This window comes from Nocardia coffeae (assembly GCF_019890715.1).
In the GTDB taxonomy this organism is placed as follows: domain Bacteria; phylum Actinomycetota; class Actinomycetes; order Mycobacteriales; family Mycobacteriaceae; genus Nocardia; species Nocardia jiangxiensis.
On sequence record NZ_JAINZY010000007.1, the window covers coordinates 408602 to 435023 of the forward strand.

The 26422-nt window shown below is 67.6% G+C and carries 24 protein-coding genes; 18 read left to right on the plus strand and 6 right to left on the minus strand.

The features are described from left to right. Positions 1-22 precede the first annotated feature (22 nt). Positions 23-952: a class A beta-lactamase gene (bla, locus tag K7711_RS26565; RefSeq protein ID WP_222972149.1), complete on the minus strand. Its 930-nt coding sequence runs from the start codon at positions 950-952 to the stop codon at positions 23-25. A 132-nt stretch (positions 953-1084) separates the two neighbouring features. On the opposite strand from bla, the gene K7711_RS47815 reads away from it, so the two are divergent. Then, entirely contained in the window at positions 1085-1996 is a 912-nt protein-coding gene (locus K7711_RS47815) for a LysR family transcriptional regulator (RefSeq protein WP_308014952.1), read from the plus strand. A 203-nt stretch (positions 1997-2199) separates the two neighbouring features. After that, the gene (locus tag K7711_RS26575; RefSeq protein WP_222972150.1) at positions 2200-3105 is read left to right on the plus strand and encodes a serine hydrolase; all 906 of its coding nucleotides are present in this window, start codon (positions 2200-2202) and stop codon (positions 3103-3105) included. A 10-nt stretch (positions 3106-3115) separates the two neighbouring features. Here the strand turns inward: K7711_RS26575 and K7711_RS26580 are convergent, their stop codons facing one another. The 3 genes from K7711_RS26580 to K7711_RS26590 form a co-directional block, all read right to left on the minus strand. After that, positions 3116-4360, minus strand: coding sequence for a serine hydrolase (locus K7711_RS26580; RefSeq protein ID WP_222972151.1), 1245 nt, complete (start codon positions 4358-4360; stop codon positions 3116-3118). Between the two features lie 83 nt (positions 4361-4443). Then, complete coding sequence (locus K7711_RS26585; RefSeq protein WP_222972152.1) at positions 4444-5787, minus strand: bifunctional o-acetylhomoserine/o-acetylserine sulfhydrylase; 1344 nt, start codon at positions 5785-5787, stop codon at positions 4444-4446. A gap of 103 nt (positions 5788-5890) precedes the next feature. Beyond that, entirely contained in the window at positions 5891-6742 is an 852-nt protein-coding gene (locus K7711_RS26590; RefSeq protein WP_222972153.1) for a glutamate ABC transporter substrate-binding protein, read from the minus strand. A gap of 202 nt (positions 6743-6944) precedes the next feature. On the opposite strand from K7711_RS26590, the gene miaB reads away from it, so the two are divergent. Both miaB and K7711_RS26600 read left to right on the plus strand, forming a co-directional pair. Then, entirely contained in the window at positions 6945-8495 is a 1551-nt protein-coding gene (gene miaB / locus K7711_RS26595; RefSeq protein WP_222972215.1) for a tRNA (N6-isopentenyl adenosine(37)-C2)-methylthiotransferase MiaB, read from the plus strand. 400 nt (positions 8496-8895) lie between these two features. Further along, entirely contained in the window at positions 8896-9483 is a 588-nt protein-coding gene (locus K7711_RS26600; protein ID WP_222972216.1) for an Rv2732c family membrane protein, read from the plus strand. 126 nt (positions 9484-9609) lie between these two features. Here K7711_RS26600 and K7711_RS26605 read toward each other — a convergent pair whose 3' ends face one another. Further along, the gene (locus tag K7711_RS26605; protein ID WP_222972154.1) at positions 9610-11121 is read right to left on the minus strand and encodes a DUF349 domain-containing protein; all 1512 of its coding nucleotides are present in this window, start codon (positions 11119-11121) and stop codon (positions 9610-9612) included. 270 nt (positions 11122-11391) lie between these two features. On the opposite strand from K7711_RS26605, the gene K7711_RS26610 reads away from it, so the two are divergent. From K7711_RS26610 to K7711_RS26670, 14 genes are all read left to right on the plus strand, one after another. Further along, the gene (locus K7711_RS26610) at positions 11392-12237 is read left to right on the plus strand and encodes a class III extradiol ring-cleavage dioxygenase family protein (RefSeq protein WP_222972155.1); all 846 of its coding nucleotides are present in this window, start codon (positions 11392-11394) and stop codon (positions 12235-12237) included. Beyond that, positions 12234-13172 carry a tRNA (adenosine(37)-N6)-dimethylallyltransferase MiaA gene (miaA, locus tag K7711_RS26615; protein ID WP_222972156.1) on the plus strand — a complete coding sequence of 313 codons (939 nt, stop codon included), beginning with the start codon at positions 12234-12236 and terminating at the stop codon, positions 13170-13172. The genes K7711_RS26610 and miaA overlap by 4 nt, the downstream gene beginning before the upstream one ends. 195 nt (positions 13173-13367) lie before the next feature. After that, the gene (dapF, locus tag K7711_RS26620; RefSeq protein WP_222972217.1) at positions 13368-14261 is read left to right on the plus strand and encodes a diaminopimelate epimerase; all 894 of its coding nucleotides are present in this window, start codon (positions 13368-13370) and stop codon (positions 14259-14261) included. A gap of 103 nt (positions 14262-14364) precedes the next feature. Further along, on the plus strand, positions 14365-15888 hold the full coding sequence (gene hflX / locus K7711_RS26625) for a GTPase HflX (RefSeq protein ID WP_222972157.1): 1524 nt from the start codon (positions 14365-14367) through the stop codon (positions 15886-15888). 104 nt (positions 15889-15992) lie between these two features. Next, on the plus strand, positions 15993-17189 hold the full coding sequence (locus K7711_RS26630; protein ID WP_372460192.1) for a PucR family transcriptional regulator: 1197 nt from the start codon (positions 15993-15995) through the stop codon (positions 17187-17189). Between the two features lie 43 nt (positions 17190-17232). Further along, a complete protein-coding gene (locus tag K7711_RS26635) occupies positions 17233-17784 on the plus strand; it encodes a nuclear transport factor 2 family protein (RefSeq protein WP_222972158.1) in 552 nt (183 codons plus the stop codon). A 36-nt stretch (positions 17785-17820) separates the two neighbouring features. Then, on the plus strand, positions 17821-19476 hold the full coding sequence (gene casI, locus K7711_RS26640) for a steroid-22-oyl-CoA synthetase (RefSeq protein ID WP_222972159.1): 1656 nt from the start codon (positions 17821-17823) through the stop codon (positions 19474-19476). A gap of 60 nt (positions 19477-19536) precedes the next feature. Then, positions 19537-20100 (plus strand): 1-acyl-sn-glycerol-3-phosphate acyltransferase, encoded by a 564-nt coding sequence (locus tag K7711_RS47820; RefSeq protein WP_235747772.1) that lies wholly within the window; start codon positions 19537-19539, stop codon positions 20098-20100. Next, positions 20018-20410, plus strand: coding sequence for a lysophospholipid acyltransferase family protein (locus K7711_RS47825; RefSeq protein ID WP_235747773.1), 393 nt, complete (start codon positions 20018-20020; stop codon positions 20408-20410). Before K7711_RS47820 ends, K7711_RS47825 begins: the two co-directional genes overlap by 83 nt. A 171-nt stretch (positions 20411-20581) precedes the next feature. Then, positions 20582-21727: an acyl-CoA dehydrogenase family protein gene (locus K7711_RS26650; RefSeq protein ID WP_222972160.1), complete on the plus strand. Its 1146-nt coding sequence runs from the start codon at positions 20582-20584 to the stop codon at positions 21725-21727. Between the two features lie 161 nt (positions 21728-21888). After that, positions 21889-22653, plus strand: coding sequence for an IclR family transcriptional regulator (locus K7711_RS26655; protein WP_308014953.1), 765 nt, complete (start codon positions 21889-21891; stop codon positions 22651-22653). Positions 22654-22764: 111 nt separating this feature from the next. Further along, positions 22765-23871: a Rieske 2Fe-2S domain-containing protein gene (locus K7711_RS26660; protein ID WP_222972161.1), complete on the plus strand. Its 1107-nt coding sequence runs from the start codon at positions 22765-22767 to the stop codon at positions 23869-23871. Positions 23872-24070: 199 nt separating this feature from the next. Continuing rightward, the gene (locus tag K7711_RS26665) at positions 24071-25012 is read left to right on the plus strand and encodes a PDR/VanB family oxidoreductase (RefSeq protein WP_308014954.1); all 942 of its coding nucleotides are present in this window, start codon (positions 24071-24073) and stop codon (positions 25010-25012) included. Between the two features lie 304 nt (positions 25013-25316). Further along, positions 25317-25769, plus strand: a complete 453-nt coding sequence (locus K7711_RS26670; protein WP_222972162.1) for a hypothetical protein — start codon at positions 25317-25319, stop codon at positions 25767-25769. Positions 25770-25803: 34 nt separating this feature from the next. Here the strand turns inward: K7711_RS26670 and K7711_RS26675 are convergent, their stop codons facing one another. After that, a complete protein-coding gene (locus K7711_RS26675; protein ID WP_222972163.1) occupies positions 25804-26397 on the minus strand; it encodes a TetR/AcrR family transcriptional regulator in 594 nt (197 codons plus the stop codon). Between the last annotated feature and the right edge of the window lie 25 nt (positions 26398-26422).

The window sequence follows — 26422 nt, forward strand, 5'->3', positions numbered from 1 at the left end:
TTGTGTCCGTGCGGGATTGGTTTCAGCTCAATGCCGTGACCGCGGCGTTCGCGGCTTGGGCGATGAGGGCGTTGTCGTAGGTGTCGTCGTGGCCGTGGCGGGTGGACATGACGGCCAGGACGATCGGGGCCCGACGGGGCGGCCAGAGGACGGCGATGTCGTTGCGGGTGCCGTAGTCGCCGTTGCCGGTCTTGTCGCCGACCACCCAATCGGCCGGGACACCGGCGCGGATGAGCCCCGCACCGGTCGTATTGGTGCGCAACATCGTGGTCAGCAGCGCGCGGTTGTCCGTCGGCAGCGCGGTGCCCAGGACGTAGGTGCGCAGGTCGGTGGCGAAGGTGCGGGGCGTGCTGGTGTCGCGCGGATCGCCCGGGGTGGCTTCGCTGAGCGCGGGTTCGAGACGGTCGCTCCGGGTCACCTGATCGCCCAGATTCCGCAGGTCGTGTTGCAGACCGGCCGGGCCGCCCAGCAGTCCGAACAGTAGGTTGGCGGCGGTGTTGTCGCTGTAGCGCACCGCGGCGTCCAGCAGTTCCCGCACCGTCATCCCGTCGGCCACGTGCTGTCGGGTGATCGGTGCGTAGGCGGTGAGATCCGTTGCGGTGTAGGTGATTCGGCGATCCAGTTCGGCGGGGCTCGCGGTGGTCAGGATCACGCCCGCTTCCAGGGCCTTGAACGTGGAACAGAACGCGAACCGCTCGTCGGCGCGGTACTCCACGGTGCGTCCGGACCCGGTGTCCAGCGCGAAAACCCCCAGGCGCGCACCGAATCGGCCTTCGAGCTCACCGAATCGGCCCGACAACGCGGTGCCGCCGACCGGTGTCGTCGGCGAGGCGACCGAGGTGGCAGCCACGGAGGAACCCGAATTGCCCGAGCCGCAGGCGCACAGCGCCAGCAGCGCCGTGCCGACCGCGAGAGTGACAGCGACCCGGCGGCTCCGGACGGAATGGAACATCGAGGTCACCTTCCTTGTCGACCGCCGCACCGGAGCGGGCGGCGTGGTGACGACGAGCCTGGCACCGATCTTCGATGCCGTCCAAGACAGAAATCACCGCGACGATGCCGAATCGGCATAGACTGCCGCATCGTGGATATCGTCGCCGCATGCCGAGCCTTCGTCTCGGTCAGCAGTCACGGCAGTTTCACCGCCGGGGCCGCCGCGGCGCGGATCCCGCAGTCGGTCGCCAGCCGTCGCATCGCCGCGCTCGAACAGCATTTCGGGGCCCGATTGCTCGACCGGACCTCGCGGACCGCGACCCTCACCGCCTTCGGTCGCGACATGCTGCCCTCGGCGCGTCGCCTGGTCGAACTCGCCGAGGCGATGCAGGACGAGGCCGAACGCGCCCGCAGCCGCCCGTTCCGGATGGCGGTGCCCGCGGTCTGCGGTCCGCTCCCGCTGGCTCGCCTGGTCGCCGACGGCACGGCCTGCGGCCTCACCCTGGATCTGCATCCGGCCGACCCGCGCGAACGCGCCGAACTGGCCCGCACTCAGGAGGTGCGCGCGGCCCTGATCGCCGTGCCCGCCGATCGTGCGGTCTGGCGAATCCCGTTGGGACTGGCCGAAACCGGCGGCCCGCACAGCACGCCGATCTACCTGGAGACGCTGCGCGCCGGACGCGCGGACCGCGACAGTCGCCGCCGCCGAGTCTGGATTCAACCCGAGGACGATGTGCCCCACATTCGCGACCGCATCATCCGCCTGCGTGATTCGCTCGGCCTGCAACCCGTCCAGGTCGTCGTGGGCCCGGCTCTCGTCACCGCCGCGGCCGCGGTCCTCGCCTCCGACGACCTGCTGCTCTGCTCACCGGCCCAGGCCACCGAATTGGGCCTGAACTGGCGGCCCATCGGCGAACTGGATCCCGCCCGCGGCTACGACATCACCGCGGCCCACCCCGAGGACGCCGACCGCATCGCAACCCTGCCCCACCGCGGCATCGCGCGCTGCCTCGGCCTGCCGGACGCCCGCGCGGAAACGACCGGCAACGGCGATGCGCGGTAGTGGCGGCAGGCAGTCTTGTTTTCCGTCATTGGCTGGGCGACAAGGGAACTGCCGAGCCTTGCACGCGATGAGGCAGATCGGCGCGCTGGGCGGCGGATTGGCGGGAGGTAGGCCGACGAGCCGTATGCGGACTCCATGGTGCGGACGGCACGGAATGTGTTCCACGAATGCGGTGGTAGGTCCATGAGAAAGGCTGTGCGGCAATGGGAATGACCACGGCGGTGCGGGTGGCGCGGCAGGAGTTGGACGATGCCGGCCTGCGCGGGTCGATCCTGGTGCGGGATCTGGACAGCGGGGATGAGCTCGGGATCGATGCGGAGCTGGAGTGGCCGATCGCCTCGCTGGTGAAGGTGCCGCTGGTGGTGGCCACGTTGGAGCGGATCGGGCGCGGGGAGCTGGATCCGGCCACGCCGATCACGGTGCGCCCGGGGGCGATCGCCACACCGGGGCCGATCGGGGTGGCGAAGTTCCGGCATCCCGCGACGATCGCGCTGGAAGACCTGCTGTACCTGAGCATCGCCATCAGCGACAGCGCCGCGGCCGATGCGCTGTTCGCGCTGACGCCGCCCGCCGCGGTGGCCGCCGAATTGCGCCGGCTCGGTTACGACGGGATCGCCGTGCGGCACCTCATGGACGATCTGACCCGCACCCCGGCCGAGGCGTTCGAGCAGGCCCAGGCGTATCTGGCCCATACCCTCGCCATCGAGGCGGCCACCGCCGGACACGGCCACCCGGTGCCGCAGCTGGACGTCGGGAGCGCGAACACCGGTTCGGCCCGCGCCTTCGCAGACCTGCTGCAGGGGCTGTGGCGACCCGCGAGCATCACCGAGCCGACCGCCGCCCGGACCCGGGAACTGATGGCGGACAACATGATCCGGCACCGGCTCGCCCCGGACTTCAGCTCCGATGCCTCGCGCTGGTCCTCCAAGACCGGCTCACTGCTGAACTTCCGTCACGAGGTGGGCGTCGTCGAACACGCCGACGGGCAGACTCTCGCGGTGGCGGTCCTGACCCAGTCCCGGGTCCCGGCGGTGGTGCAGCCGGGTGCGGAGGCGATCATGGCCAAGGCCGCCCGAATCATCCACAACGAGTTGCGAATTCGGCCCTGAGACCCCTGGTTCAGAGCTCGAAGCCGCCCGCCTCGGAATGTCCGATGACCTGGGCGATCCGCGCACACAGCTGGACCGGACGCTTGACGTCGGTCGACGCCTTACCGCTGGTCAGAATCGCTCCGGACAGCCCGCGAGCCGGATCGGCCCAGCCGTACTGCGTGGTCAAACCGCTACGGCCGAAATGTGATTCGGTGTTCGGGCCGAATTTGGACCGCCGCGCGCCGAGTTCGAATCCGGCCCGGCTGACCCGCCCCGCGGCGCCGGGAATCCACTTCGCCGGTGCGGCCGCCATCCGGACGGTATCGGGCTTCATGATCCGTACGCCGTCCAATTCCCCTCCACGCGTGAGGATCTCGTAGAAACGCGACAGCTCCGAAGCGGTGGTGACCAGATTGCCCGAGGGCAGTTCGGCGGTGAGGAAATCGCGATTCTTCTCCGCCGAGATCGGTCCGTTCAACGCACCGCCGAGTGCCTTGTGCGCCAGGAACTTCATCATCGGGGACGGTTTCGGTCCCGTCTGGACACTGGGCACGACCAGCTCGACGTCCTGGGCCCGGACCCCGAAACTGGTCCACCGGAAACCCAGCGGGTCCAGGATCTGCTCGGCCAGATGATCGCGCATCCGCTTGCCCGTGACCCGCTGCACCAGCAGCCGCTGAATCAGCCCGCCGGTCATCGCGTGATAGACCCGGAACCGCCGTCGCGGCCAGGCCGGGGTCAGATCGGCCAGCGCCCGCGCGGCCAGCTCGTCGTCCACCACCAGCTCGAAACCCCGGTATGGCCCGGTCACGAACGGCACGCCCGCCGCGTGGGACAGTACGTCGCCGATCGTGATCGACTCCTTGCCGTGCGCGGCGAACTCGGGAATGTGCTGTGCCACCGGATCGTCGTACGCGAAGAATCCCTGCTCGATCAGCATGGCCATGACCGCGGCGGCGACGCCCTTCGCGGTGGAGAATCCGCAGAACGGCATATCCGGGGTCAGCGGGACTTTCTCGGCGGTGGGATCGTCGCCGGGCGCGTTACCCCAGCCGTGCCCGACGGCGCGATTCAGCACGACGCGACCGTTGCGGCGCAGGCAGACCTGGATCGCGGGCGTGGTACCCAGCCGGTACCACGCCCGGACCGCATCCCACACCGACTCGACCTGCGCCTTGCTCAGCCCGGCGGCGGCCGGATCGTCCTCGTCTCCGATCGTGGTCACCGAATCCACATCCTCGGCTACGGTCACCAGCGTTGCGGGTGTGCTCATCCGGCCAGCATAGGTCGGTTGCGGCGACACATCACCCCGCGCACGTCGGGCTCCTGCGCGGAGCCCGACGTCCCGAAGCAAGATCAGACCGCGGCGAATCCGGTCCGCAGATCGGCGAGGATGTCCTCGATCCCCTCGACGCCGACCGCCAGGCGCACCAGACCCGGGGTGACGCCCGCGGCGAGCTGCTCCTGCGGGGTCAGCTGCGAGTGGGTGGTCGAGGCCGGGTGGATCACCAGCGAACGGACGTCACCGATGTTCGCGACGTGGCTGTGCAGGGTCAGCGCCTCCACGAAACGCTTCCCGGCGTCCACGCCACCGGCCAGCTCGAAGCCGATGATCGCGCTGGTTCCCCTGGGGGCCAACTGCTTTCCGCGCTCGTACCACGGCGAGGAGGGCAGACCGGCATAGGCGACGGAGGTGACTTCCGCACGCTCGGAAAGGAATTCGGCCACCGCCTGCGCGTTCTGCACGTGCCGCTCGACCCGCAGGCTCAGCGTCTCGAGGCCCTGGCTGATCAGGAACGCGTTGAACGGCGCGATGGCCGAGCCCAGGTCACGCAGCAGCTGCACGCGTGCCTTGAGCGCGTACGCCGGAGCGCCCAGGTCCGCGTAGACCACACCGTGGTAGCTGGCATCCGCCTCGACGAAGCCCGGGAAACGCGGCTTGCCCTCGGCATCCTGCACGGTCCAGTCGAACGTGCCGCCGTCGACGATCACACCGGCGATCGCCGCGCCGTGGCCGCCCAGATACTTCGTCGCCGAATGCACCACGATATCGGCGCCGTGCTTCAGCGGCTGGATCAAATACGGTGTGGGAACGGTGTTGTCGACGATCAGCGGCACACCCGCGGCGTGCGCGACCTCCGCGATGCCGGGGATGTCCAGGATGTGGTTCTGCGGGTTGGACACCGTTTCGCCGTAGAGCGCCTTGGTGTTCGGGCGGATCGCCGCACGCCACTGCTCGAGATCGTCCGGGTCCTCGACGAATTCGACGGTGATGCCGAGCTTGGGCAGCGTGTAGTGGAACAGGTTGTAGGTGCCGCCGTACAGCCGCGGGCTGGACACGATGTGGTCACCGGCCCCGGCGATGTTGAGCAGGGCGAAGGTCTCCGCGGCCTGTCCGGAGGACAGCAGCAGTGCGGCCACGCCGCCCTCGAGCGCGGCGATCCGCTGCTCCACCGCGTCCTGGGTGGGATTGGCGATGCGGGTGTAGATGTTGCCGGGCTCGGCCAGACCGAACAGCGCCGCCGCGTGCGCGGTGTCGCGGAAGGTGTAGGAGGTGGTCTGGTAGATCGGCAGCGCGCGGGCGTTGGTGGTGCCGTCCGGCACCTGCCCCACGTGGATCTGTTTGGTCTCGAAACTCCAAGCGGCGCTTGGGTCTTCGGGCGTGGTCGAATCGGGCTGCGAGGACTCGTTGGCGGTCATTCGGCAACGGTAGAAATGATGCTCCCGCCAGGAAATATTTTCACGCGGCGTGAGTCCAACGGCGGCCGCGAACTCCGGGCGTCGGGGTGCCGGAACGCCGCGGTCAGTAGCGGTCGACCGAGGGCGGTGCGGGGATCGGGAAGTCCGTGCCGAGGTTCTTGGTCAGCGCGGTCTGCCACGGCTTGGCCGGATCGGTGAGCATCGCGCTGATCGCGTCGCCGATTTTCGTGCGGGATTCGTTGTCGCCCTTGCGCAATCCGATGCCGTAGAGCTCCTGCACCGGCTTGCCGTCGAGGGTGATCGGCCCGAGCAGCTTCAGCAGCCGGGGCGAGCGCGCTTGATAGCCCGCCAGGATGATGTCGTCGGTGGTGACCGCGTCGACCATCTTGCTCTGCAGCGCCTCCACGCACAGCGAATAGGTGTCGTACTCGGTCAGTTTCACGCCCTGCGGGAATTCCCGCTTCACCTGATCGGCGGAGGTGGACCCCGCCACCGTGCACAGCCGGCTGCCCGCGGGCAGCGAGTTCGGATCGTGGATGGCGGTGTTGTCCGCCCGGACCAGCAGGCCCTGATGCGCGACGAAGTACGGCCCGGCGAAATCGACCTTCTGCTTGCGCTGGTCGGTGATCGAATAGGACGCCACGACCATGTCGACCTGCCCGCTCTGGATCAGCCGCTCGCGCTGGGCCGAGGGCGCCTCCTTGAACGTGATGTTCTGCGGCGCGACGCCCAGTTTGCCCGCGACATATGTCGCGACGTCCACATCGAACCCGGAGAACGAGCCGTCTCGATTCTGCAGACCCATCCCGGGCTGATCGAATTTGATACCGACGGTGAGCTTTCCGGCCGCGGCATCCTGAACGGCGGTTCTGGGGCTGCCCGCGCCGCATCCGCTCGCCACGACCGTGAGTGCCAGAACGCCGATGCCGAGGCGCAGTGCCCGGGTGAACCTCATCGAATGCCCTCTCTGCCGAACAACGCAGCGGTGGTGAGTGCGGACGGGTGGCATTCCCAGTGTGCGGCAATGCCGGTCGATGCCTCAGGATCTTGCCCGGAAAGCCCTCGGCGCGCCGGACCGGCATCGCCGCCGCTCGGCCCGGGGAACGGGCCGATCCGGATTTGCGCACTACCGATACCCTGGACGGGTGAATTCGTCGATGCAGGTGGCAGCTGGTGCCGCGGATCCAGCGGTGGCCGCCGCGGACGCGACCCGTACCTACGAGGTGCGCACGTACGGGTGCCAGATGAACGTGCACGACTCCGAACGGCTCTCGGGCCTGCTCGAGGACGCCGGATATCATCGGGCCGCGCCCGGCTCGACCGCGGATCTGGTGGTGTTCAACACCTGCGCGGTGCGCGAGAACGCGGACAACAAGCTCTACGGCACGCTCGGGCATCTGGCCCCGATCAAGGCCGATCGGCCCGGTATGCAGATCGCGGTCGGCGGCTGCCTGGCCCAGAAGGATCGCGACACGGTGCTGCGCCGCGCGCCGTGGGTCGACGTGGTGTTCGGCACGCACAACATCGGCTCGCTGCCGGTGCTGCTCGAGCGGGCCCGCCACAACGAGCAGGCGCAGGTCGAGATCCTCGAATCGCTCGAGGCGTTCCCCTCGACGCTGCCCGCCAAGCGCGAGTCGGCCTATGCGGGCTGGGTGTCCATCTCGGTCGGCTGCAACAACACCTGCACCTTCTGCATCGTGCCGTCGCTGCGCGGCAAGGAAGTGGACCGGCGTCCCGGCGATGTGCTCGCCGAAGTGCAGGCGCTGGTCGATCAGGGGGTGCTCGAGGTGACCCTGCTCGGGCAGAACGTCAATTCCTACGGGGTGAACTTCGCGGATCCGGACGAGCAGCGCGATCGGGGTGCGTTCGCGCAGCTGCTGCGTGCCTGCGGAAGTATCGAGGGCCTCGAGCGGGTCCGGTTCACCTCACCGCATCCGGCCGAGTTCACCGACGACGTCATCGAGGCGATGGCGCAGACCCCGAACGTGTGCCCGCAGCTGCACATGCCGCTGCAGTCGGGTTCGGACCGGGTGCTCAAGGCGATGCGCCGGTCGTATCGGTCGGCGCGTTATCTGGGCATCATCGAGAAGGTGCGTGCCGCGATGCCGCACGCCGCGATCACCACCGACATCATCGTGGGCTTCCCGGGCGAGACCGAAGAGGACTTCCAGCAGACCCTGGACGTGGTGCGGCAGGCGCGTTTCACCAGCGCGTTCACCTTCCAGTACTCGATCCGTCCGGGCACGCCCGCGGCCACCATGGCCGATCAGGTGCCCAAGGCGGTGGTGCAGGAGCGGTACGACCGGCTCATCGCGCTGCAGGAGGAGATCTCCCTCGAGGCCAACCGGGCGTTGCTCGGCACCGAGGTGGAACTGCTGGTCGCCGACGGTGCGGGCAAGAAGAACGCCGCCACCGCCCGAATGAGCGGGCGGGCCCGCGACGGGCGGCTCGTGCACTTCCGCCCGCCGGAGCACAACACCATCCGGCCCGGTGACATCGTCAGCGTCGTGCTCACCGAGGCCGCGCCGCACCACCTGATCGCCGACAGCGAGATCCGCGAGCATCGCCGCACCCGTGCGGGCGATTCGCACGAGCGGGGCATCACGCCCAAGACCGCCCCGATCGGCGTCGGCCTCGGCCTGCCGCGAATCGGCGCACCGGAACCGCTGCCCGCCACCGCGGGCTGCGCGTCCGGGTGTGAGGTGTGATCGGTCGTCCGGCGCGCTGGTACGACGTCGGGTCGTAGTGCCGTGACGTCGAGTCGTAGGGTGGGACCGTGACTCGGTGGCGACGGCCGGATGCCCGGCCCGAGGTGATGCGGAAACCGGATCACCCCATCGGAGAACCGCGACGAGTGGTGGAGAACTGATGCTCGAACGTCCCGAAGACGAATCCCGGCCCGGCGAGTCGGGCTCGGCCGGTGCGCACGGCGATCCCGGGGCGTCGGCCGATCGGGTGTCCGAGGCCGGCGCGCCGGTCGGCGACGCGGCCGAAAAGGGTGCCGAATCCATTGTGCCGCAGGATGATTCGGACGAAACCGGTGCCGCGTCGGACACTGCTGCCGCGTCCGGTGCCCAGAGCAGCGATTCCCAGTCGAACGAGGAGCAGATGAATCCCGAGCAGACTCAGGTCTTCGAGTCGTATCACGACGACCTGGAGGCGGTCGAGCGCAAGATCGCCGGTGAGATCGATCCCGGCTATCGCGCGATGGTGGTCGCGGCCGCTGTGTTCGTGCTGCTGCTGACCCTGGTCCTGCCGCATACCGGGCACACCCGCGGAATGGACATCCTGCTGTTCGACCACACGGCAGTCGCCGACCACATCGGGCTGCCGTCGCGGGTGTTCCAGTGGTTCGTGCTGATCTTCGGCATCGGCTTCTCGTCGCTGGCCCTGCTGACCCGTCGCTGGACCCTGGCGTGGATCGCGGTCGCCGGGTCGGCCGTCGGCAGCGTCTTCGGCGTGCTGTCCATCTGGCACCGGCAAACCCCGGACCTGGGCAACTACCACGGCGCCGGACCGTCGATCGGCCTGATCCTCGGCGCGATCGCGATGGTCGTGCTGACCTTCCACTGGCTCAAGGTGGTCTGGAGCCGCACCGCCGTCCAGCTCGAGGCCGAGGAACAGCGTCGTCTGGCCGCCGCCGAGGAAGAGGAGCGCAGCCGACGCTGGCTGCGAGGCGAGCCCGAGGACGAGTAGCGCGCACCGGGCGGCTGCTCGGTGCAGGCTGCCCCCATGGCGTCGACGGTGATCGGACGCGGCGTCGTTGCCGAGTCCGGTTACCGGGCAAGATGATTCAGTACTCGCAGGTTGGTGCCGGAGGACTCAGCGCCGGGTGACCGCACCCTCGGCGGCCTCGGCCCATTCGCGCCACTGCTGGGCCTGCTCGAGGGCCTTGTCCGCATCGCGGGTGCGACCGGCCGCCTGTGCCTTGGCCGCCTGCTCCTCGAACTGGGCGACCCGCTCGCGGAACTGCGCGGCGCGCGCCACGGCCTCGGGGTCGGAGCGCCGCCACTGGGTGTCGGCCGCATCGCGGACCTGCTTCTCGATCCCGCGCAACCGCCCCTCGAGTTCCTGCATGCGCTCGCGCGGCACCTTGCCGATCTCGTCCCACTTGTCCTGCAGATGCCGCAGTTCGGTGCGTGCGCCGTCCAGATCCGACTCCAGATGGGCCGCGATCCGGTGCTCGAAGGAGGACAGCAGCTCGAGTTTGGCAGTCGCGTTCTCCTCGAATTCGGCGTCCCGCTCCGAGGCCGCGGCATTGCGCGCCCCGAAGAAGACGTCCTGGGCGCTCTTGAAACGCCGCCACAACTGATCGTCGGCCTCGCGCGGGGCCCGGCCCGCGGCCTTCCAATCGGTCAGCAGATCACGGAACACCGAGGCGGTGCCGGCCCAGTCGGTCGAGGCGGACAGTTCCTCGGCGCGCACGCACAACTCTTCCTTGCGCGACTTGGCCGCGGCCCGTTCGCGATCGAGTTCGGCGAAATGCGCGCCCCGGCGGCGGTTGAACGCCTCACGCGCCTTGGAGAACCGTCGCCACAGGGCGTCGTCGACCTTGCGGTCCACCCCGCGGATGGTCTTCCACTCGTCCAGGATCTCGCGCAGCCGATCGCCGGCGGCCTTCCACTGGGTGGAGTCGTTGGCGATCTGCTCGGCCTCCGCGCACAGGTTCTCCTTGCGCTCGGTCTGCTCGTGCCGGGAGCGCTCCTTCTCCTCCCTGGCCTGCGCGGCCGCCTCGTCGGAGTGCTCGGCGATCGCCTGCAGGCGCCGGGCCAGGCCGTCGACGTCGCCGATCACCGCCGCCGTGGGCAACGACTCGGCAAGCGCGAGGGCCGCGGTCTTGGTCTTGCGGGCGTCGGTGCCGGCCGCCAGGCGCGCCTCGAGCAGCCCTACCTCGGTGGCCAGATCGTCGAAGCGGCGGCCGAAGTGCGCCAGGCCCTCGGTGGCGTCACCGGCCTGCCAGGAGCCGATCTGCCGCTCGCCCTCGGCGGTCTTGACCCAGGCGGTGCCGTCCTCGTCGACGCGGCCCCAGCGGCTCGGATCGCTGACCGTGGGCACCACCACCGGATGCGGATGTTCCTGCGACGCGCCCGGCGCGTGCTTGATCGCATGAGGTTTGGGCGCCTCGTGCGGTGTGGGCGCCTGGGGTTTGCGGGCACCGGGTGTCGGGGTACCCGGTTTCGGTGCGCCCGGCCGCGGTGCACCGGGTTTGGGGACCGGACCGGGCCGTGCCGCTGTATCGGCGGGCGTGGCTCCTGGTGTGGCGGGGGTGCTGGACTGCTGCGCCGTGCCGGTGTCCGGATGGGTAGCCTTCTCGGTTCCGCTGTTCTCGGTCATCACTCCTCGTCCCTGCCGCGCGTCACGGCTGCCTGGTTACGCCCTAGCTTCATCCCATTCAACCAGCCGAACCGCAGATACGCCGCCTCTTATCGGCGGTGGCGCAGCGCGAGCGGTGGCAGGGACCGCGAATACGTGGTAGAGCCCATCGCGGGAGGGTGCGCGCGAGCGCCCGTCGCCATGCCCCCGTAACCGGCCGAACGGACCGGTGCGCACCCTGTCCGGACCGGCCGCGCCGCGCTGCCGGGGCGGGCCGCTACCGTTGACGACGTGTTCTGTCTCGCCGCGTTGATCCCCTCACCGCCCGTGCTGGTCCCCGAATTGTGCGGCGGACGCCCCGGGGCCGATGACGCGCATCTCGCGGCCCGGGTGCCCGCGTTGCGGGAAGCGGTGCTCACCGCGGTGCGCGAACTGGCCGGGCAGGCGTCGCGGTGGACGGTTGTCGGGGTGGATATGGCGGCCGACAGAGGTCCCGGTGAAGTGGGGACCTTCGTCACGGAGGCGGCGGGCGTGTCGCCGGGGCCGAGCGCGACCCGAGGCGAGGTCCTCGTATTCGATACCGGGACGGTCGGTACGTTCCGGGGGTACGGGGCCGATGTCCGTGTCGCACTGTCGGATGACGCGCTGGAGGGGAACGCTCCCGCTGATCCCGATCTGCCGCTGCCGGTGCTGATCGGCGGATGGGCGCGCGGATGTGCGGGGGACGGTGTGACGGCCACGGCGCGTCTGGTGGATCACGACGCTGCGCTGGCGCACTGTGTCGAACTGGGCGAGCGGCTGCGTCGCGAGCTGGACGCGGAACCCGGAACACACGGTGTGCTGCTGATCGCGGACGGTGCGGCCACCTTGTCGACCAGTGCGCCCGGCTACTTCGATCCACGTGCGCAGGCGGTACAGGACGAGATCGATGACGCCCTGTCCGCAGGCGACCGGACCGCTCTGACGACGCTGGACACCGATCTGTGCGCTGAACTCGGCGTGTCGGGCCGCGCGGCCTACCAGGTGCTGGCCGGGTTGTTCTCCGCTGATGTCCCGAAGGTCGAAACCCTCTACCGGGCAGCGCCTTTCGGTGTCGGCTATCAGGTGAGCACCTGGCGTTCCGGGGCCGGTTCGTGATCACCCCGATCGCGGTGGTCGGTCCCACCGCCACCGGAAAGTCCGATCTCGCACTGGAATTGGCGCAACGCCTGGACGGCGAGATCGTCAACATCGATGCCATGCAGCTGTATCGCGGCATGGATATCGGCACCGCCAAACTGCCGGTCGCACAACGTCGCGGCATCGTCCACCACCAGCTCGACGTGCTCGACGTCACCGAAACCGCCACCGTCGCGGCCTATCAGAGCGGCGCCTCGGCCGATGTCGAGGACATCATGGCGCGCGGGCGCACCCCGGTCATCGTGGGCGGATCGATGATGTACGTCCAGGCGCTGCTGGACCGGTGGGATTTTCCGGCCACCGATCCGCAGGTGCGCGCGAAATGGGAGGCGTTGCTCGCCGAGGAGGGTGTTGCCGCCGTGCATGCCGCGCTCCTGGAGGCTGATCCCGTTGCGGCGCAGACGATTCTGGCCACCGACGGACGCCGCATGGTGCGCGCGCTCGAGGTAATCGAACTCACCGGCCGCCCGTTCGCCGCCTCACAGCCTCGGATCGGCGAACCATATTGGGGCACAATCATTCTCGGTGTCGACCGGGAGACCGCCCAGCTCGATGCGCGCATCGAGATCCGCACGGCGGCGATGTTCGAGGAGGGGCTCGTGGACGAGGTGCGCACCCTGCTCGAACAGGGCTTGCGAGAAGGCCGAACCGCCTGCCGTGCAATCGGATATGCTCAGGTGCTCGCCTACCTCGACGGCGAATACGACCTCGCGCATGCTCAGGAACGCACCTTCATCGGCACCCGCCGCTACGTGCGCCGTCAGCGCTCCTGGTTCCGCCGCGACCCCCGCGTGCATTGGCTGGACGGCGCTGCCCCCGACCTCCCCGAAACTGCCCTCGAACACGTGCTGTCCCTCCTCGCCCCGGACACCCGCGAACGCTTGGAGCACTGAGATACGGTTCCGCAGCCGAGCAGCCGGTGGGTTCTGCGCGATCGATGGTCGCTTCGGAGCGGGTGAGGTTTTTCGGGAATGCCCCTTGACGGAATCTCCGCCTCGGACTCGGTGTTGGACGCGATACGGAGATCCGGGCGGACCCCGGTGACGAGTGGTGTGGTGCGGAACGGGGAGAATGCGGGAGTGTCCGATATCGAATTCACCAAAGGCCACGGCACGCAGAACGATTTCGTGATCCTGTTCGACCCGGAGGCCGAGCTGGATCTCACGGCGAGCCGGGTGGCGGCGCTGTGCGATCGGCAGCGCGGCCTGGGCGCGGACGGTGTGTTGCGGGTGGCGTGGGGTGAGCCCCTGGTCGAAGCCGGTGTGCTGGACGCGCTGCCCGAGGGGATCGGTCCGGACGACTGGTTCATGGACTACCGCAACGCCGACGGTTCGATCGCGGAGATGTGCGGTAACGGGGTGCGGGTGTTCGCCCATCATCTGGCGGTGATCGGCGCGGAGACCAGCGGATCGTTCGTGGTCGGAACACGTGCGGGGGCTCGGCCGGTGATCGTGCACGCCGCGGATCGGGTGCACGGTGAGGTCACCGTCGACATGGGCACCGTGCGGCAGCTGGGCGAATCCTTCGCGACGCTCGGCGGCCGGGCGCTGCCGGGTATCGGCATCGACGTCGGCAATCCGCACCTGGCCTGTGTGGATCCGGAACTGACCGCCGAGGCCCTGGCGAAACTCGATCTGACCGTGGCTCCCGGCTACGCGCCCGAGATGTTCCCGCACGGTGTGAACGTCGAAATCCTCACCGCGCTGGGGGATTCCGGCTCCGCCGCGCGGGGGGTCGACATGCGCGTGTACGAACGCGGCGTCGGCGAAACGCGTTCCTGCGGAACGGGAACCGTGGCCGCGGCCGCCGCGGCACTGGTACGCGAGGGCTTCGCGATCGAGCAGGACTCCGGCGAGGTGGTCGTGCGGGTGCCCGGGGGAGCGGTCACCGTCACGATCGACCACGGCAACGCCCGGTTGCGCGGGCCGTCCGAACTGGTCGCCTCCGGTCGCATCGCCGGGCAGTGGTGGGACGAGATCTGATCCTCGTATCGGTCGCGGATGACCGCACCCGCCAGGACGTGCAGGCCGTGCCGGAAATAACTCGAGTGCATCTTCGTGTTCTGTCGTGGGAGCATGGAGGTATATGAGGAAATCCGAAACGTATGAGTTCACTCCGGTCGACGAGTTGGCCCCGGAGGATACGACCGCCCCGGACGAGGATCGTGCGGGCGGCGGCTGGGCTCCCGAACCGACTGTCGGCGAGCTGCAGCTCGAGGAGCGCAGCTCGCTGCGACGCGTCGCGGGTCTGTCCACCGAGCTCACCGACATCACCGAGGTCGAATACCGGCAGCTGCGCCTGGAACGGGTCGTGCTGGTCGGAGTGTGGACCGAGGGCACCGCGACACAGGCCGATGCGAGCATGGCCGAACTGGCCGCACTCGCCGAGACCGCGGGCTCGCAGGTGCTCGACGCGCTGATCCAGCGTCGCGACAAACCCGATCCGGCCACCTACATCGGCTCCGGCAAGGCCGACGAGCTGCGCGCGGTGGTACTCGACACCGGCGCGGACACCGTGGTCTGTGACGGCGAGCTGACTCCCGCGCAGCTGACCGCGCTGGAGAAGGTCGTCAAGGTCAAGGTGATCGACCGGACTGCGCTGATTCTGGACATCTTCGCCCAGCACGCGACCTCCCGAGAGGGTAAGGCGCAGGTCTCGCTGGCGCAGATGGAGTACATGCTGCCGCGGTTGCGCGGCTGGGGTGAGTCGATGTCCCGGCAGGCCGGTGGTCGCGCGGGTGGCGCGGGCGGCGGTGTGGGTACCCGTGGTCCCGGTGAGACCAAGATCGAGACCGATCGTCGCCGGATCCGTGAGCGCATGGCGAAATTGCGCCGCGAGATCCGGGAGATGAAGACCGCACGCGACACCAAGCGGTCCCGGCGCACCTCCAGCGGCATTCCGTCGGTGGCGATCGTCGGCTACACCAACGCGGGTAAATCGAGTCTGATGAACTCGCTGACCGGTGCGGGCATCCTGGTACAGGACGCGCTGTTCGCCACCCTGGATCCGACCACGCGTCGCGCCGCCCTCGAGGACGGTCGCGAGGTGGTGTTCACCGACACCGTGGGCTTCGTCCGGCATCTGCCGACGCAGCTGGTGGAGGCGTTCCGCTCGACGCTCGAGGAGGTCACCGGCGCGGATCTGCTGGTGCACGTCGTGGACGGCTCCGATCCGCTGCCCGGCGAGCAGATCAAGGCGGTGCGCGCGGTCGTCATCGACGTGCTGCGCGAGACCGGGACCCCGGCTCCGCCGGAGTTGTTGGTGGTCAACAAGATCGACGCACTGGACCCGATGGAGCTGACCCAGTTGCGCGGGCTGCTCCCGGACGCGGTGTTCGTCTCGGCGCGCAGCGGACAGGGTATCGAGGACCTCCGCGACCACCTGGCCGATATCCTCGGCGGCCTGGACGTCGAGGTCAGCGTGCTGCTGCCGTACAGCCGCGGCGATCTGCTGTCCCGGATCCACGCGGACGGCAGCATCATCAGCTCCGACCATCAGGAGTCCGGCACCCGGGTCTGCGCGCGCGTTCCGCGTTCGCTGGCCGCGTCGCTGGCCGAATTCGCGCACGCGGGATCCGCCGAATCCGAGGGCCTGGTTTCCCAGGACTGATCGCACAAGCTCGAGTCCCACTGAGTCGGTGACTGCTGGCGGAACCCGCCTCGGTCTTGCCACGCTGGTCTGATATCGGCCGAAGTGGAGAGTGCTGGTGCGAGGTGTCTGTGCCGGGTGGTGAGGTTCCGCGGCTGTCGGCGTTGGGCGCGGATCCCGCCGCGGTGCTGCGCGTCGTCGGATATTTCGATCGTTTCGACGAATCCGCCGCCAACGCCGATACCGTGGTCCGGGCCGCGGCGTTGCTGGCGGAATGCCCGGTCGGTGCGGTGTGGTCGTCCGGGACGACGATCCGGTACGACGCGTCCGGGCGGCTCGTGCCGGGCGCCTCGCCGCTGGATGCCTTCGGCGCGGATCCGGCGGTGTGGCTCGAACCGGTGGGCCCCGCGCACCCGCTGCATCCGGTGCTGCTGGATCGGTTGCGACACTGCCTGCAGATGGTGGCCGTGCGGTTGTCGCTGTCGGGCTCGCTACATCTGGACGATCCGGCCCTGCTCGAGGTCGTGCTGTCCGAGAAGGAGCGGCGCGAGGATCGGGTGCGGGCACTGCGACTGCTGGGTATCGATCCCGAACGCGCGGTGCGGGTGTTCGCGGTGACGGGTCCGGCTACCCAGGATGCGGTGCGGATCATCGCCGACCGGCTGTCGGTGGTCAGATCCGTCGTCATAGGTGCGACGACCGCCGTGCTGGTACTCGATTCCGGTTCGATTCGGCAGATCTCGGATGATCTGAATTCCGCTGTGGTGCAGTTGTTTCCGTCCTCTCGATCCGGGGCGGCCGGTCCGCGGGTCGGCATCGGGGAACGAGTGGCGCCGCTCGCGGCGGCGTCGTCCTGGGAGCAGGCGCGCCGGGCGCTGCGCTTCGCCTCGTCGACTTGGCAGGGCCGCCGGGTGGTCGCCTTCGAGCGACTGGGGTCGCTGGAGTTGCTGGCCGATCTGCCGGTGCGGCGCCTGCTGGGAACGGCGGATATGTTGCGTATCAACGGATTCGCCGAGACCGAGGCAGGTGCGCTGGCCGTCGACACGCTCGAAGCGTTCTGCGTCTTCGGGTCGCTGCGCCGCACGGCCGCGGAACTGCATCTGCATCACAGCACGGTCGCCGCGCGGATCGCGCACGTCGAATCGGTCATGGGCTGGAATGTGGACGAGGCGCTGGACCGGTTCTGCGCGACGCTGGTGCTGACCGTGCGCCGGCTCGCACTGTCATCGGCCGAGCTGGCGGGCGGTGACCCGACGCGCGTCGGGTCCGGCGACGCATTCCGCCGACGCGCGGCGGATGATCCGGGCGTGGGTGATCGGTGATGATCTCCGGGCACACCTGATGACCGAAAAGGAGTGTCGCACAATGGCTGTCATCGATCCGGACCGCACCTGGGCCCCGCTGGAGAAGCGGCTGGCCGAGACCGCCGACGAACGGCATCGTCGCGTGCTGAGCATCGTCATCGAGCATATGAAGGCCGAGGCCGTGCCCGATCTGGATGGACTCATGCGCACGCTGACGCCCGAGCCGGACTATCACTTCTGGAACGATGGCCGGGACGTCGGCCCGAAGACGTACGCCGGTGTCCGGGGCTACTATCAAGCCTTTGTCGAAAGTCGTTCCAACATACTGGAATTCGAGATCGATCGGCTGGTGGTCGACGACCACTGCGTGGTCACCGAGGGTTTCCTGCGGCAGATCTATCCGGGCGCGTACGCCGCGCAGCTGGGCTTCCCGGTGGACGATCCGGCCGCGGACTATCTGATCGTGTTCCGGCAACTGCTGCTGTGGCCGATCGACGTGCACGGGGCGATCATCGGTGAGGATTCCTATCATTCGGGTCCGTCCGAGATCCGCAAGCTGTCGCGGGAGGAATTACCGCAGACGTATATCGAACTCGTGCACGCGGATTCGTAACCGACCGGAGAACGGCTGAGGGAAAGCGAGGTCGAGATGACCGACCACCTGCGCACCGATATCGCGACGATGCTGCTGGATCGGCTGGGCGACGACCGGCCCGGCCTGCTGTCCCGCACCACCACCTGGACCTGGGACGAGGTGGTGCGGGAATCGGCGGCGCGCGCGGCGCTGGCCCGGGAGCTGCGCCGCGACGGCCCGTTCCACATCGGCGTGCTGCTGGAGAACGTGCCGGATTTCGTGTTCTGGCTCGGCGCGGCGGCATTGGCGGGCGCGACCGTGGTCGGCATCAACCCCACCCGCGGCACCGAACAGCTCGGCGCGGACATCCGGTACACCGACTGCCAGCTCATCGTCAGCGATGCCGCCGGGCTGGAGCGGTTGCGGGATCTGGACACCGGATTGTCGCGGGACCGGTTTCTGCTGGTCGACGATCCGGAGTACGGGCGCGCGGTGCGGGAGCGTCGGTGCGAACCGGAGGCCGCCGGGGGACCGGACTCGCTGCTGCTGTTGCTGTTCACCTCCGGAACCACCGGGATGTCCAAGGCGGTCAAATGCTCCCAGGGCCGCCTGACCCGGGTGGCGTACGCGGCGGTCGAGAAATTCGGGCACATCCGCGAGGACGTGGAGTACTGCTGTATGCCGCTGTTCCACGGCAACGCCATCATGGCGCTGTGGTCCCCGGCCCTGGCAGTCGGGGCGACTGTTTGTCTGACCCCGAAATTCTCTGCCTCCCAATTCCTTCCGGACATCCGGTACTACGGCGCGACCTTCTTCACCTACGTCGGCAAGGCGCTGGGCTACCTGATGGCCACGCCCGAGACGCCCGACGATGCCGACAACCGCCTGACCCGTGGATTCGGCACCGAGGCGTCGACGGCGGACCAGGCAGAATTCCGCCGCCGCTTCGGCGCGGAGCTGTTCGAGGGCTACGGCTCGAGCGAGGGGTCCGGCATGGTCGCGCTGGATCCGCACTCGCCGCCCGGTGCCCTCGGCCGTCCCGCACATGCCGGGGTCGCGGTCGTGCACCCGGACACGCTGACCGAATGCGTCCGCGCCGAACTGGACGAGTACGGGCGGGTTCGCAATCCCGACGAGGCGATCGGCGAGATGGTCGACAAGGCGGGCGCGCTGTCCTTCGAGGGGTACTACAAGAACGACGTCGCCGACGCCGAACGCATCCGCAACGGCTGGTACTGGACCGGTGATCTGGGTTACATCGATACCGGCGGATTCCTGTACTTCGCCGGTCGCAAGGGCGACTGGATTCGAGTGGACGGGGAGAACACCTCGGCGCTGATGATCGAACGGGTGCTGCGGCGTCATCCCGCGGTGATCGCCGCGGCGGTCTACGGCGTGCCCGATCCGCGCTCGGGCGATCAGGTGATGGCGGCGGTCGAGGTCGCCGATCCGGCCGCGTTCGATCTGCGTGAGTTCGCCGAATTCCTCTGTGCCCAAGACGATCTCGGGACCAAGGGGACGCCGAGGCTGCTGCGGGTCTCGGCGAATCTGCCGGTGACCGGTTCGAACAAGGTGCTCAAACGGCAGCTTCAGGAACAGGGCTGGCGTACCGACGAGGCGGTGTACCGCTGGTCCGGGCGCGGCGCACCCGAGTACGCCGCGCTGACCGAGCCGGGCAGATCCGCGCTCGAGGCCGAATTCGCCGCGCACGGTCGGCAGCGTCTGCTCTGAGAATCCTCTCAGCCGGCGTCGTTACCATGGCGGCATTCGAACGGCCTGCAGGGAGGATTCTTGTCCGATATCGAGCCGGTAGCGACGGCTACCGCCGACACTACGTTGACGGATGGCGCGCCGCTACGAATGTCGTTGACCGAGAACGATATTCGAAGACTCGAGGCGTTCGCGGCGCCGCTGCGGGCATGGACCAGTCCGGTATTCCACGGATTGGACAACATTCCCGCGGACGGCCCGGTGCTCCTGGTGGGCAACCACAATTTCCTGGGCATCGATACCCCGGTGCTGTGGCCCGAACTCGCGCGCACGCGGGGGCGGCTGCTGCGCGGTCTCGCCGAGAACGTGCTGATCACGGTGCCGGGTGTGCGGCATCTGCTGCAAAGTATCGGGTGCGTGCGGGGCAATCGCGAGAATTGCCGAACGCTGCTCGAAGAGGGCGAGATGGTGCTGGTCTTCCCGGGCGGCGGGCGCGAGGCCGTGCGTCGCAAGGGGGGAGAAGTACGTCCTCAAATGGGAGGGCCGCACCGGTTTCGCGCGGATGGCGATCGAGACCGGCGCACCGATCGTGCCGTTGGCGATGATCGGCGCGGACGACGTCTACGACATCATCTTCGACGGTGACGATCTGGCCATGCGCCCGGTGCGGATGCTCGTGCAGGCCCTGGGCATGCGCGGCAATCTGACGCCGCCACTGGTCCGCGGCCTGGGGCCGACGCTGCTGCCCAAACCCGAGCGGTTCTACTACGCGGCGGGCACACCCATCGAGACCACCCCGTGGGCCGATGCGCCGGATCTGGACAGGGCCGCCGAGGATCTGCAGGCGGTGGTCCGCAAGGCGCTCGAGGAGGAGTTGCGATTCCTGTTCGCCGAGCGGGAGCGCGACCGCGGCAGGACCCTGTGGGGCCGGGTGCGCGGATCGATCGGCCTGTAGCGGCCGCGGTCCGGGAAGGTTTACCGCGGTTCGGACGGACGCCCTCCTCGCCTGACCACCGTGTTACGCAGTTGGGACTGCTTTTTCCAGGATCGAAGTAAACGGTGATTCGACTTCCATGTACCGTATGGGCAGAGGCGAGGTAGCCCATGTGGTCACAAGGAGGTTGGCGTGGAGCGCACCCTTTTCGAACCGGAGCACGACCTGTTCCGGGAGTCGTACGGCAAATTTCTCGAGCAGTACGTCGCACCGAACCATGCGCAGTGGGAGCAGGAGGGCGTCGTCGACCGGCAGGTCTGGCTCGAGGCCGGTAAGCAGGGATTCCTGGGCATGGCAGTGCCCGAGGAGTTCGGCGGCGGCGGTGTGAAGGACTTCCGCTACAACGCGATCCTCACCGAGGAGACCGCCAAGGGGCAGTACTCGGGCCTGGGATTCACGCTGCACAACGACGTGATCGCCCCCTATCTGCTGGAGCTGGCGAACGAGGAGCAGAAGCAGCGCTGGCTGCCCGGCTTCTGTTCCGGTGAGATCATCACCGCCATCGCCATGACCGAACCCGGCACCGGGTCCGATCTGCAGGGGATCAAGACCCGTGCGGTCAAGGACGGCGACGACTGGATCCTCAACGGCGCCAAGACATTCATCACCAACGGCATCAACTCCGACATCGTGATCGTGGTCGCCCAGACCGATCCGGAGAAGGGGTCGATGGGCTTCTCACTGCTGGTCGTCGAGCGCGGTATGCCCGGTTTCGAGCGCGGTCGCAACCTGGACAAGATCGGCCTCAAGGCGCAGGACACCGCCGAGTTGAGCTTCACCGACGTCCGGGTTCCCGGCAAGAACCTGCTGGGCACCGAGGGGATGGGCTTCATCCACCTCATGCAGAACCTCCCGCAGGAGCGGCTGTCCATCGCCGTGATGGCCGCCGCGGCCATGGAGGGCTGCCTGGACATGACCATCCAGTACGTCCGCGACCGCAAGGCTTTCGGCAAGCCCATCGGCGCCCAGCAGAACACCCGCTTCGTCCTGGCCGAACTCGCCACCAAGACCACCGCGGTCCGCGTCCTGGTCGACAAGTGCATCGAGGCCCTCAACGACGGCAAACTCACCGTCGAAGAGGCCGCCATGGCCAAGTGGTGGAGCACCGAGGAAGAGCTCGACCTCATCACCAAATGCCTGCAACTGCACGGCGGCTACGGCTACATGCGCGAATACCCCATCGCCAAGGCCTACATGGACGCCCGCGTCCAGACCATCTACGGCGGCACGACCGAGATCATGAAGGAGATCATCGGGCGTTCGCTGAAACTTGCCTGATAGGGCGCAGTTTCCAGGGTCGGGAGGCGGCCTCCGTCCCCTTGTGGTCCCCTTCCGGATCTGAAAGAGTTCCGTTTCCAGGTGGGTACCCTACTGGGGTATCCCCCTGCGGAGTGGAGGTCCCCTGGATTCTCGCAGTTGGCGGTGGGCATGATGCTCAGGTGTCGGAAGAGTCGATGGTCGCCAAAGCGTTGAGTGTGCTGGCAGCGTTCGACCGCGACCGGTTGGTGCTCACGTTGCCGGAACTTGCGCTGCGGACCGGGATTCCGCAGACGACGGTCTATCGGCACGCCACTGATCTCGTTCGGTGGGGTGCACTGGATCGCTCACCTGGTGGGGGATACCAGATCGGATTGCGGATGGTGGAGATCGCGGCGCTGTGCCCACGCGGCCAGCAGTTGCGCGATGTCGCGTTGCCGTACTTGGAAGACCTGTACGAGGCGACACATCAGAATGTGCAGTTGGCGGTGCGCGACGGGGCGGAGGTCGTGTACGTCGAGTTCTTGTCGGCTCGTAACGCCGTGGCCGTACACATTCGCGTCGGTGCCAGGTGGCCACTGCACGCGACCGGCGTCGGGTTGGCGATTCTGGCGTATGCGCCTGACGATGAGGTCGAGGAGATTCTCCGTGGACCGCTTCGGTCCTTCACCGATAAGACGATCCACACCGCCTCTCGCCTGCGGCAGGAGTTGGCGCAGGTCCGTCGGACCGGGGTGGCAGTGAGCGAGGGGCAGGTGACGCTGGACGCGTACTCGGTGGCCGCGCCCGTGTTCGGTGCCGACCGGAAGGTTGTTGCTGCAGTCTCCGTCGTGGTGCCGAGCGACGATACGCGACGTTGGGTGTGGGCCCCTGCAGTGCAGACCGCTGCTCTCGGCATCACGCGGCAGTTGGGTGGACGGCCTCCCGCTTCTTTCTCGCCTCCATGAGATCCGCGTTTCCATTGGGTGGAAGTGAGTCTTGGATCTCATTTCGGGCCGGACGCATCATGACCGGAACAGTTCTCGCCCCGGTCGGGGATGGTCCTTCAGGAGTCCGCTATGAGTCCCACAACAACTCTTGTTCGTAATCAGTGGTATGTCGCTGCCTATAGCGAGGAGATCGGAGAGGAGTTGTTCGCGCGGACGGTGTGTAACGAGCCGCTGGTGTTCTTCCGCGCCGAGGACGGTGCGGTGGTGGGGTTGGCCGACCGTTGTATCCATCGGCGGTATCCGCTGTCGAAGTCGCAACGTGTCGAAGGCGATCGAATCGTTTGTGGCTACCACGGTTTCACCTACGACCGCACCGGGACGTGTGTAGCGGTACCGGCCCAGACACGGATACCGCGCAGTGCGCGGGTAGCCGCCTATCCCGTGGTCGAACAGGACTCCTTGGTGTGGGTCTGGATCGGTGATCGCGAGCCGTCCGCGCCGGAGTCGATCCCACGGGCGCCTTGGCTCATCGCGTCGGGGTGGACGACCACTCGCGGGCTCGAAACGATTCAGGGGCGACATGCGCTGCTGATGGACAACCTGATGGACCTGTCGCATGAGACCTATCTGCACGGCGGCTATATCGGGACACCCGAGGTCGCCGACACCCCGATCACGACCGAGATCGACGAGGAAGCCGGTGTCGTGCGGGTGAGCCGTCGCATGGACGATGCGGAATGCCCACCGTTCTATGCGAACTCGACAGGAATCACGGGCCGCATCACGCGCTGGCAGGATATCGAATTCACCCCGCCGTGCCTTTATCGGTTGCACAGCCGAGTGGCGCCGCAGGGGAACTATCCTCCGCCGGATTATGTGCCCGGTCGGGACTACTCCGTCGACGATGGCGCCTTCCATACCGAGATCGTCTATGCTCTCACCCCCGAAACCGAGCATTCGGTCCACGACTTCTGGATGGTCGCCCGTGATTTCGCGATCGAGGACCAGTCCATCACCGAGTATCTCCATACGAACAATCGCGTCGTGGTCATGCAGGATGTCGAGGCGCTCAATGTGGTGGAAGCCGTGATCGCGGAGGAGGAGCGGACCTCCGGTACGTATCAAGAGTTGTCGATCAACATCGACACCGGTGCGCTCGGGGCGCGGCGGTTGATGGCCAATCTGCTGAAGACCGCGGAGCTCACGGAACCATCCGGTGGGGTGGAGGCCCGATGACTGCACGGCCATACCGTGTGGAGTGGCGTCCTGGTACTGATGAGCTACTCGGATACTGCCACTGTGGTGCCACACATTCAGCCCTGGATCCGATCGAGCTCTGGCAGTGGTTGCTGTCCCATCCTGTCGGCCACCGTGCTGAGACGAACCCCGTTCCACTGGCAGTCGCGGGGCCATCGACTATGGCCGGAGCCGTATCGTGAAGCATGAACCCGAGTATCCGGTCGTCGTCGCCGCTCGTCGCGTGATCGCCGACAGGGTCGTGGAATTGACGTTCCGCATCACCGCAGATGACCTGCCGACATGGGAGCCGGGGGCACATGTGGATGTGATTCTCGGGCCGGATCTGGTGAGGCAGTACTCGTTGTGCGGAGACCCACAAGCACGCGACACGCTGACGATCGCGGTACTTCACGAAGAGGTCGGCCGCGGCGGTTCCACGTTGGTGCACGAAAAAGTAGCTGTCGGTGATCGACTGCGAATTCGGGGCCCGCGCAACAACTTTCCACTACGCGATGCGAAGGAGTATCTATTCATCGCCGGCGGCATCGGGATCACGCCGCTGCTGCCGATGATACGGATGGTTGCTGCGCGAGGTGGCAAATGGGCACTCGAGTACTGCGGTAGAGCAACTGCCGGCATGGCCTATGTCGAGGAACTGTCGGGCTTGGATGGTGTGCGGATCCATCCGAGCGACAGGAGCGGGCCACTGGATTTGAGTACCGTGCTCGGTACGGTGCGGCCGGGGGTGCACGTCTACTGCTGTGGACCGGAACGCTTGCTCGCTGAGGTTGAACAGCGTTGTGCTGCATGGCCTTCGGATTCAGTGCATGTCGAGCGGTTCGCTGCCGGACAGGTCGAATCCGAGGTGGACGAGATGTTCGAAGTCCGGTGTGCCCAGTCGAAAATCGACCTGATGGTGCCACCCGGTTCTTCGATTCTGGAGATTGCTGAGCAGGCTGGTGTCCAGGTCCTCTCGTCCTGCCGTGAAGGCACCTGCGGCACGTGTGAAACGGTGGTGCTGGAAGGCACTCCCGATCACCGGGACAGTCTGCTGAGCCCGCAGGAGCGTCAAGCCAACGAAGTGATGATGATCTGTTGTTCGCGGTCCCTGGGCTCCCGTTTGGTACTGGAGCTGTAGTCAGGTTGTCGGCATTCTTTTCGCTTGCCGCCGAGGGGATTCGGGTGTCGGTGTCGCAAAGAGTGCGTAATCTGTCCGAAGCGACACCACCCAGCGGCGATATCTCTCCCTATCGTTCATACATGACTCGTTTGCGACATCTCGCCACTGAGTCGATGGCATACCCGGTACGAGCGCTCCATCATCCGATGGTGCGGATGCGCGCCGAGGTAGTTTCCGGGACGAGGGGACGAGAATGCGCATCAATTGCAGCCGCTGTCGCACAGTCGATTACACGGTCGCGCCGGCGGCCGCGAGCCGTGGTGTGATCGATCTCGAGCCGATGGCGGTGAGCGCGACGACAGGTTTCGCCGACTGCCTGCTGGTCCGGGTAGGTGTCGAGCGCGGGGATGCGGCGCTGGCCGATGTCGCCGCGAGGGTCGTGGACCGCATGGCCGTTCGAACGGACGCGGCGATCACGGTCATCGACGGCTTCGCCCGGCGCACGCTGGCGCGAGGAAGCGATCGGCACTACTGCCGCGGGCGGGGCGCCGGCACCGCCGAGGTGTTGCGGGAGCTGGCGGGGCGACTGGAGGAAAGTGGCCACGCCGTGCATCTCGTACCGGAAGGATGGAACAAGAGCTGGGATACCGAGCTGCTCGAATCTGCGGGCGCCCAATGCGTGGTCGATCTGACCGAGGGCAGTGAGCCGGTCGTCTGGAGTTCGGAGAACATCTGCGGGTGGAATTCGCGGTGTGGTCCGCTGTTCCGACCATAGTCGATTCCGGTCCGCCGCTCTCCTGAGAGCGGGATCACCCTGCGGTATTGGTGATTTCGCCGACGCCGGCCGAGAGCCCCGCGAGCAGGGTCGCCGCCGTCGTCTGGAACATGTCGAGATCGCCGTACAACCGGGCCACCAACATCGAGCCTTCCAGGCAGCTGATGATCATGTGCGCCTTCTCGCGCGGAGATTCGGCGAAGGTGAGTGTTCGTTCCCGCTGTCCCTGCGTCAGTACCTCGGAGAGCCACTCCTTGTTTCGTTCGAAGAAGTGGACCACCGATTGCCGCATGGGCTCGGACAGTGTCGTGTATTCGGCGGCGAGCATGCCGCACAAGCACATTCGCTCCTCGCGAAGGACACCCGCGTACAGGCTCGCATAGCGCTCCAGCCGGGCGGGGGCGTCCCGATCATCGACCGCCGACAGCGCCTCGAAGAACCGTTGCTCGTACCGCTGCACGAGTGCCAGGCCCAGCTCGGCTTTGCTCGGAAAGTGGTAGTGCAGAGCGGGTTTGGAGATCGACAGAGTCGCGGCGATGTCGGCGTAGCTGAACCCGTTGAACCCGCGACTCTGCACGAGTCGCTCAGCGACGTCGAGGATGTGTGACGACGTGGGGCGTGGCGTCATTGTCCTGTGCCTCTTGACTATCGGG

Bases quoted from the DNA above. Each gene is read 5' to 3' on its own strand.
- hflX (WP_222972157.1), top strand. From the start codon at position 14,365: ATGAGGAAATCCGAAACGTATGAGTTCACTCCGGTCGACGAGTTGGCC.
- K7711_RS26600 (WP_222972216.1), top strand. From the start codon at position 8,896: ATGAATCCCGAGCAGACTCAGGTCTTCGAGTCGTATCACGACGACCTG.
- K7711_RS47825 (WP_235747773.1), top strand. From the start codon at position 20,018: ATGGCGATCGAGACCGGCGCACCGATCGTGCCGTTGGCGATGATCGGC.
- K7711_RS26605 (WP_222972154.1), bottom strand. From the start codon at position 11,121: ATGACCGAGAACAGCGGAACCGAGAAGGCTACCCATCCGGACACCGGC.
- K7711_RS26590 (WP_222972153.1), bottom strand. From the start codon at position 6,742: ATGAGGTTCACCCGGGCACTGCGCCTCGGCATCGGCGTTCTGGCACTC.
- K7711_RS26580 (WP_222972151.1), bottom strand. From the start codon at position 4,360: ATGAGCACACCCGCAACGCTGGTGACCGTAGCCGAGGATGTGGATTCG.
- K7711_RS26635 (WP_222972158.1), top strand. From the start codon at position 17,233: ATGGCTGTCATCGATCCGGACCGCACCTGGGCCCCGCTGGAGAAGCGG.
- K7711_RS26575 (WP_222972150.1), top strand. From the start codon at position 2,200: ATGGGAATGACCACGGCGGTGCGGGTGGCGCGGCAGGAGTTGGACGAT.
- K7711_RS26585 (WP_222972152.1), bottom strand. From the start codon at position 5,787: ATGACCGCCAACGAGTCCTCGCAGCCCGATTCGACCACGCCCGAAGAC.
- K7711_RS26675 (WP_222972163.1), bottom strand. From the start codon at position 26,397: ATGACGCCACGCCCCACGTCGTCACACATCCTCGACGTCGCTGAGCGA.
- K7711_RS26660 (WP_222972161.1), top strand. From the start codon at position 22,765: ATGAGTCCCACAACAACTCTTGTTCGTAATCAGTGGTATGTCGCTGCC.
- miaB (WP_222972215.1), top strand. From the start codon at position 6,945: ATGCAGGTGGCAGCTGGTGCCGCGGATCCAGCGGTGGCCGCCGCGGAC.
- bla (WP_222972149.1), bottom strand. From the start codon at position 952: ATGTTCCATTCCGTCCGGAGCCGCCGGGTCGCTGTCACTCTCGCGGTC.
- casI (WP_222972159.1), top strand. From the start codon at position 17,821: ATGACCGACCACCTGCGCACCGATATCGCGACGATGCTGCTGGATCGG.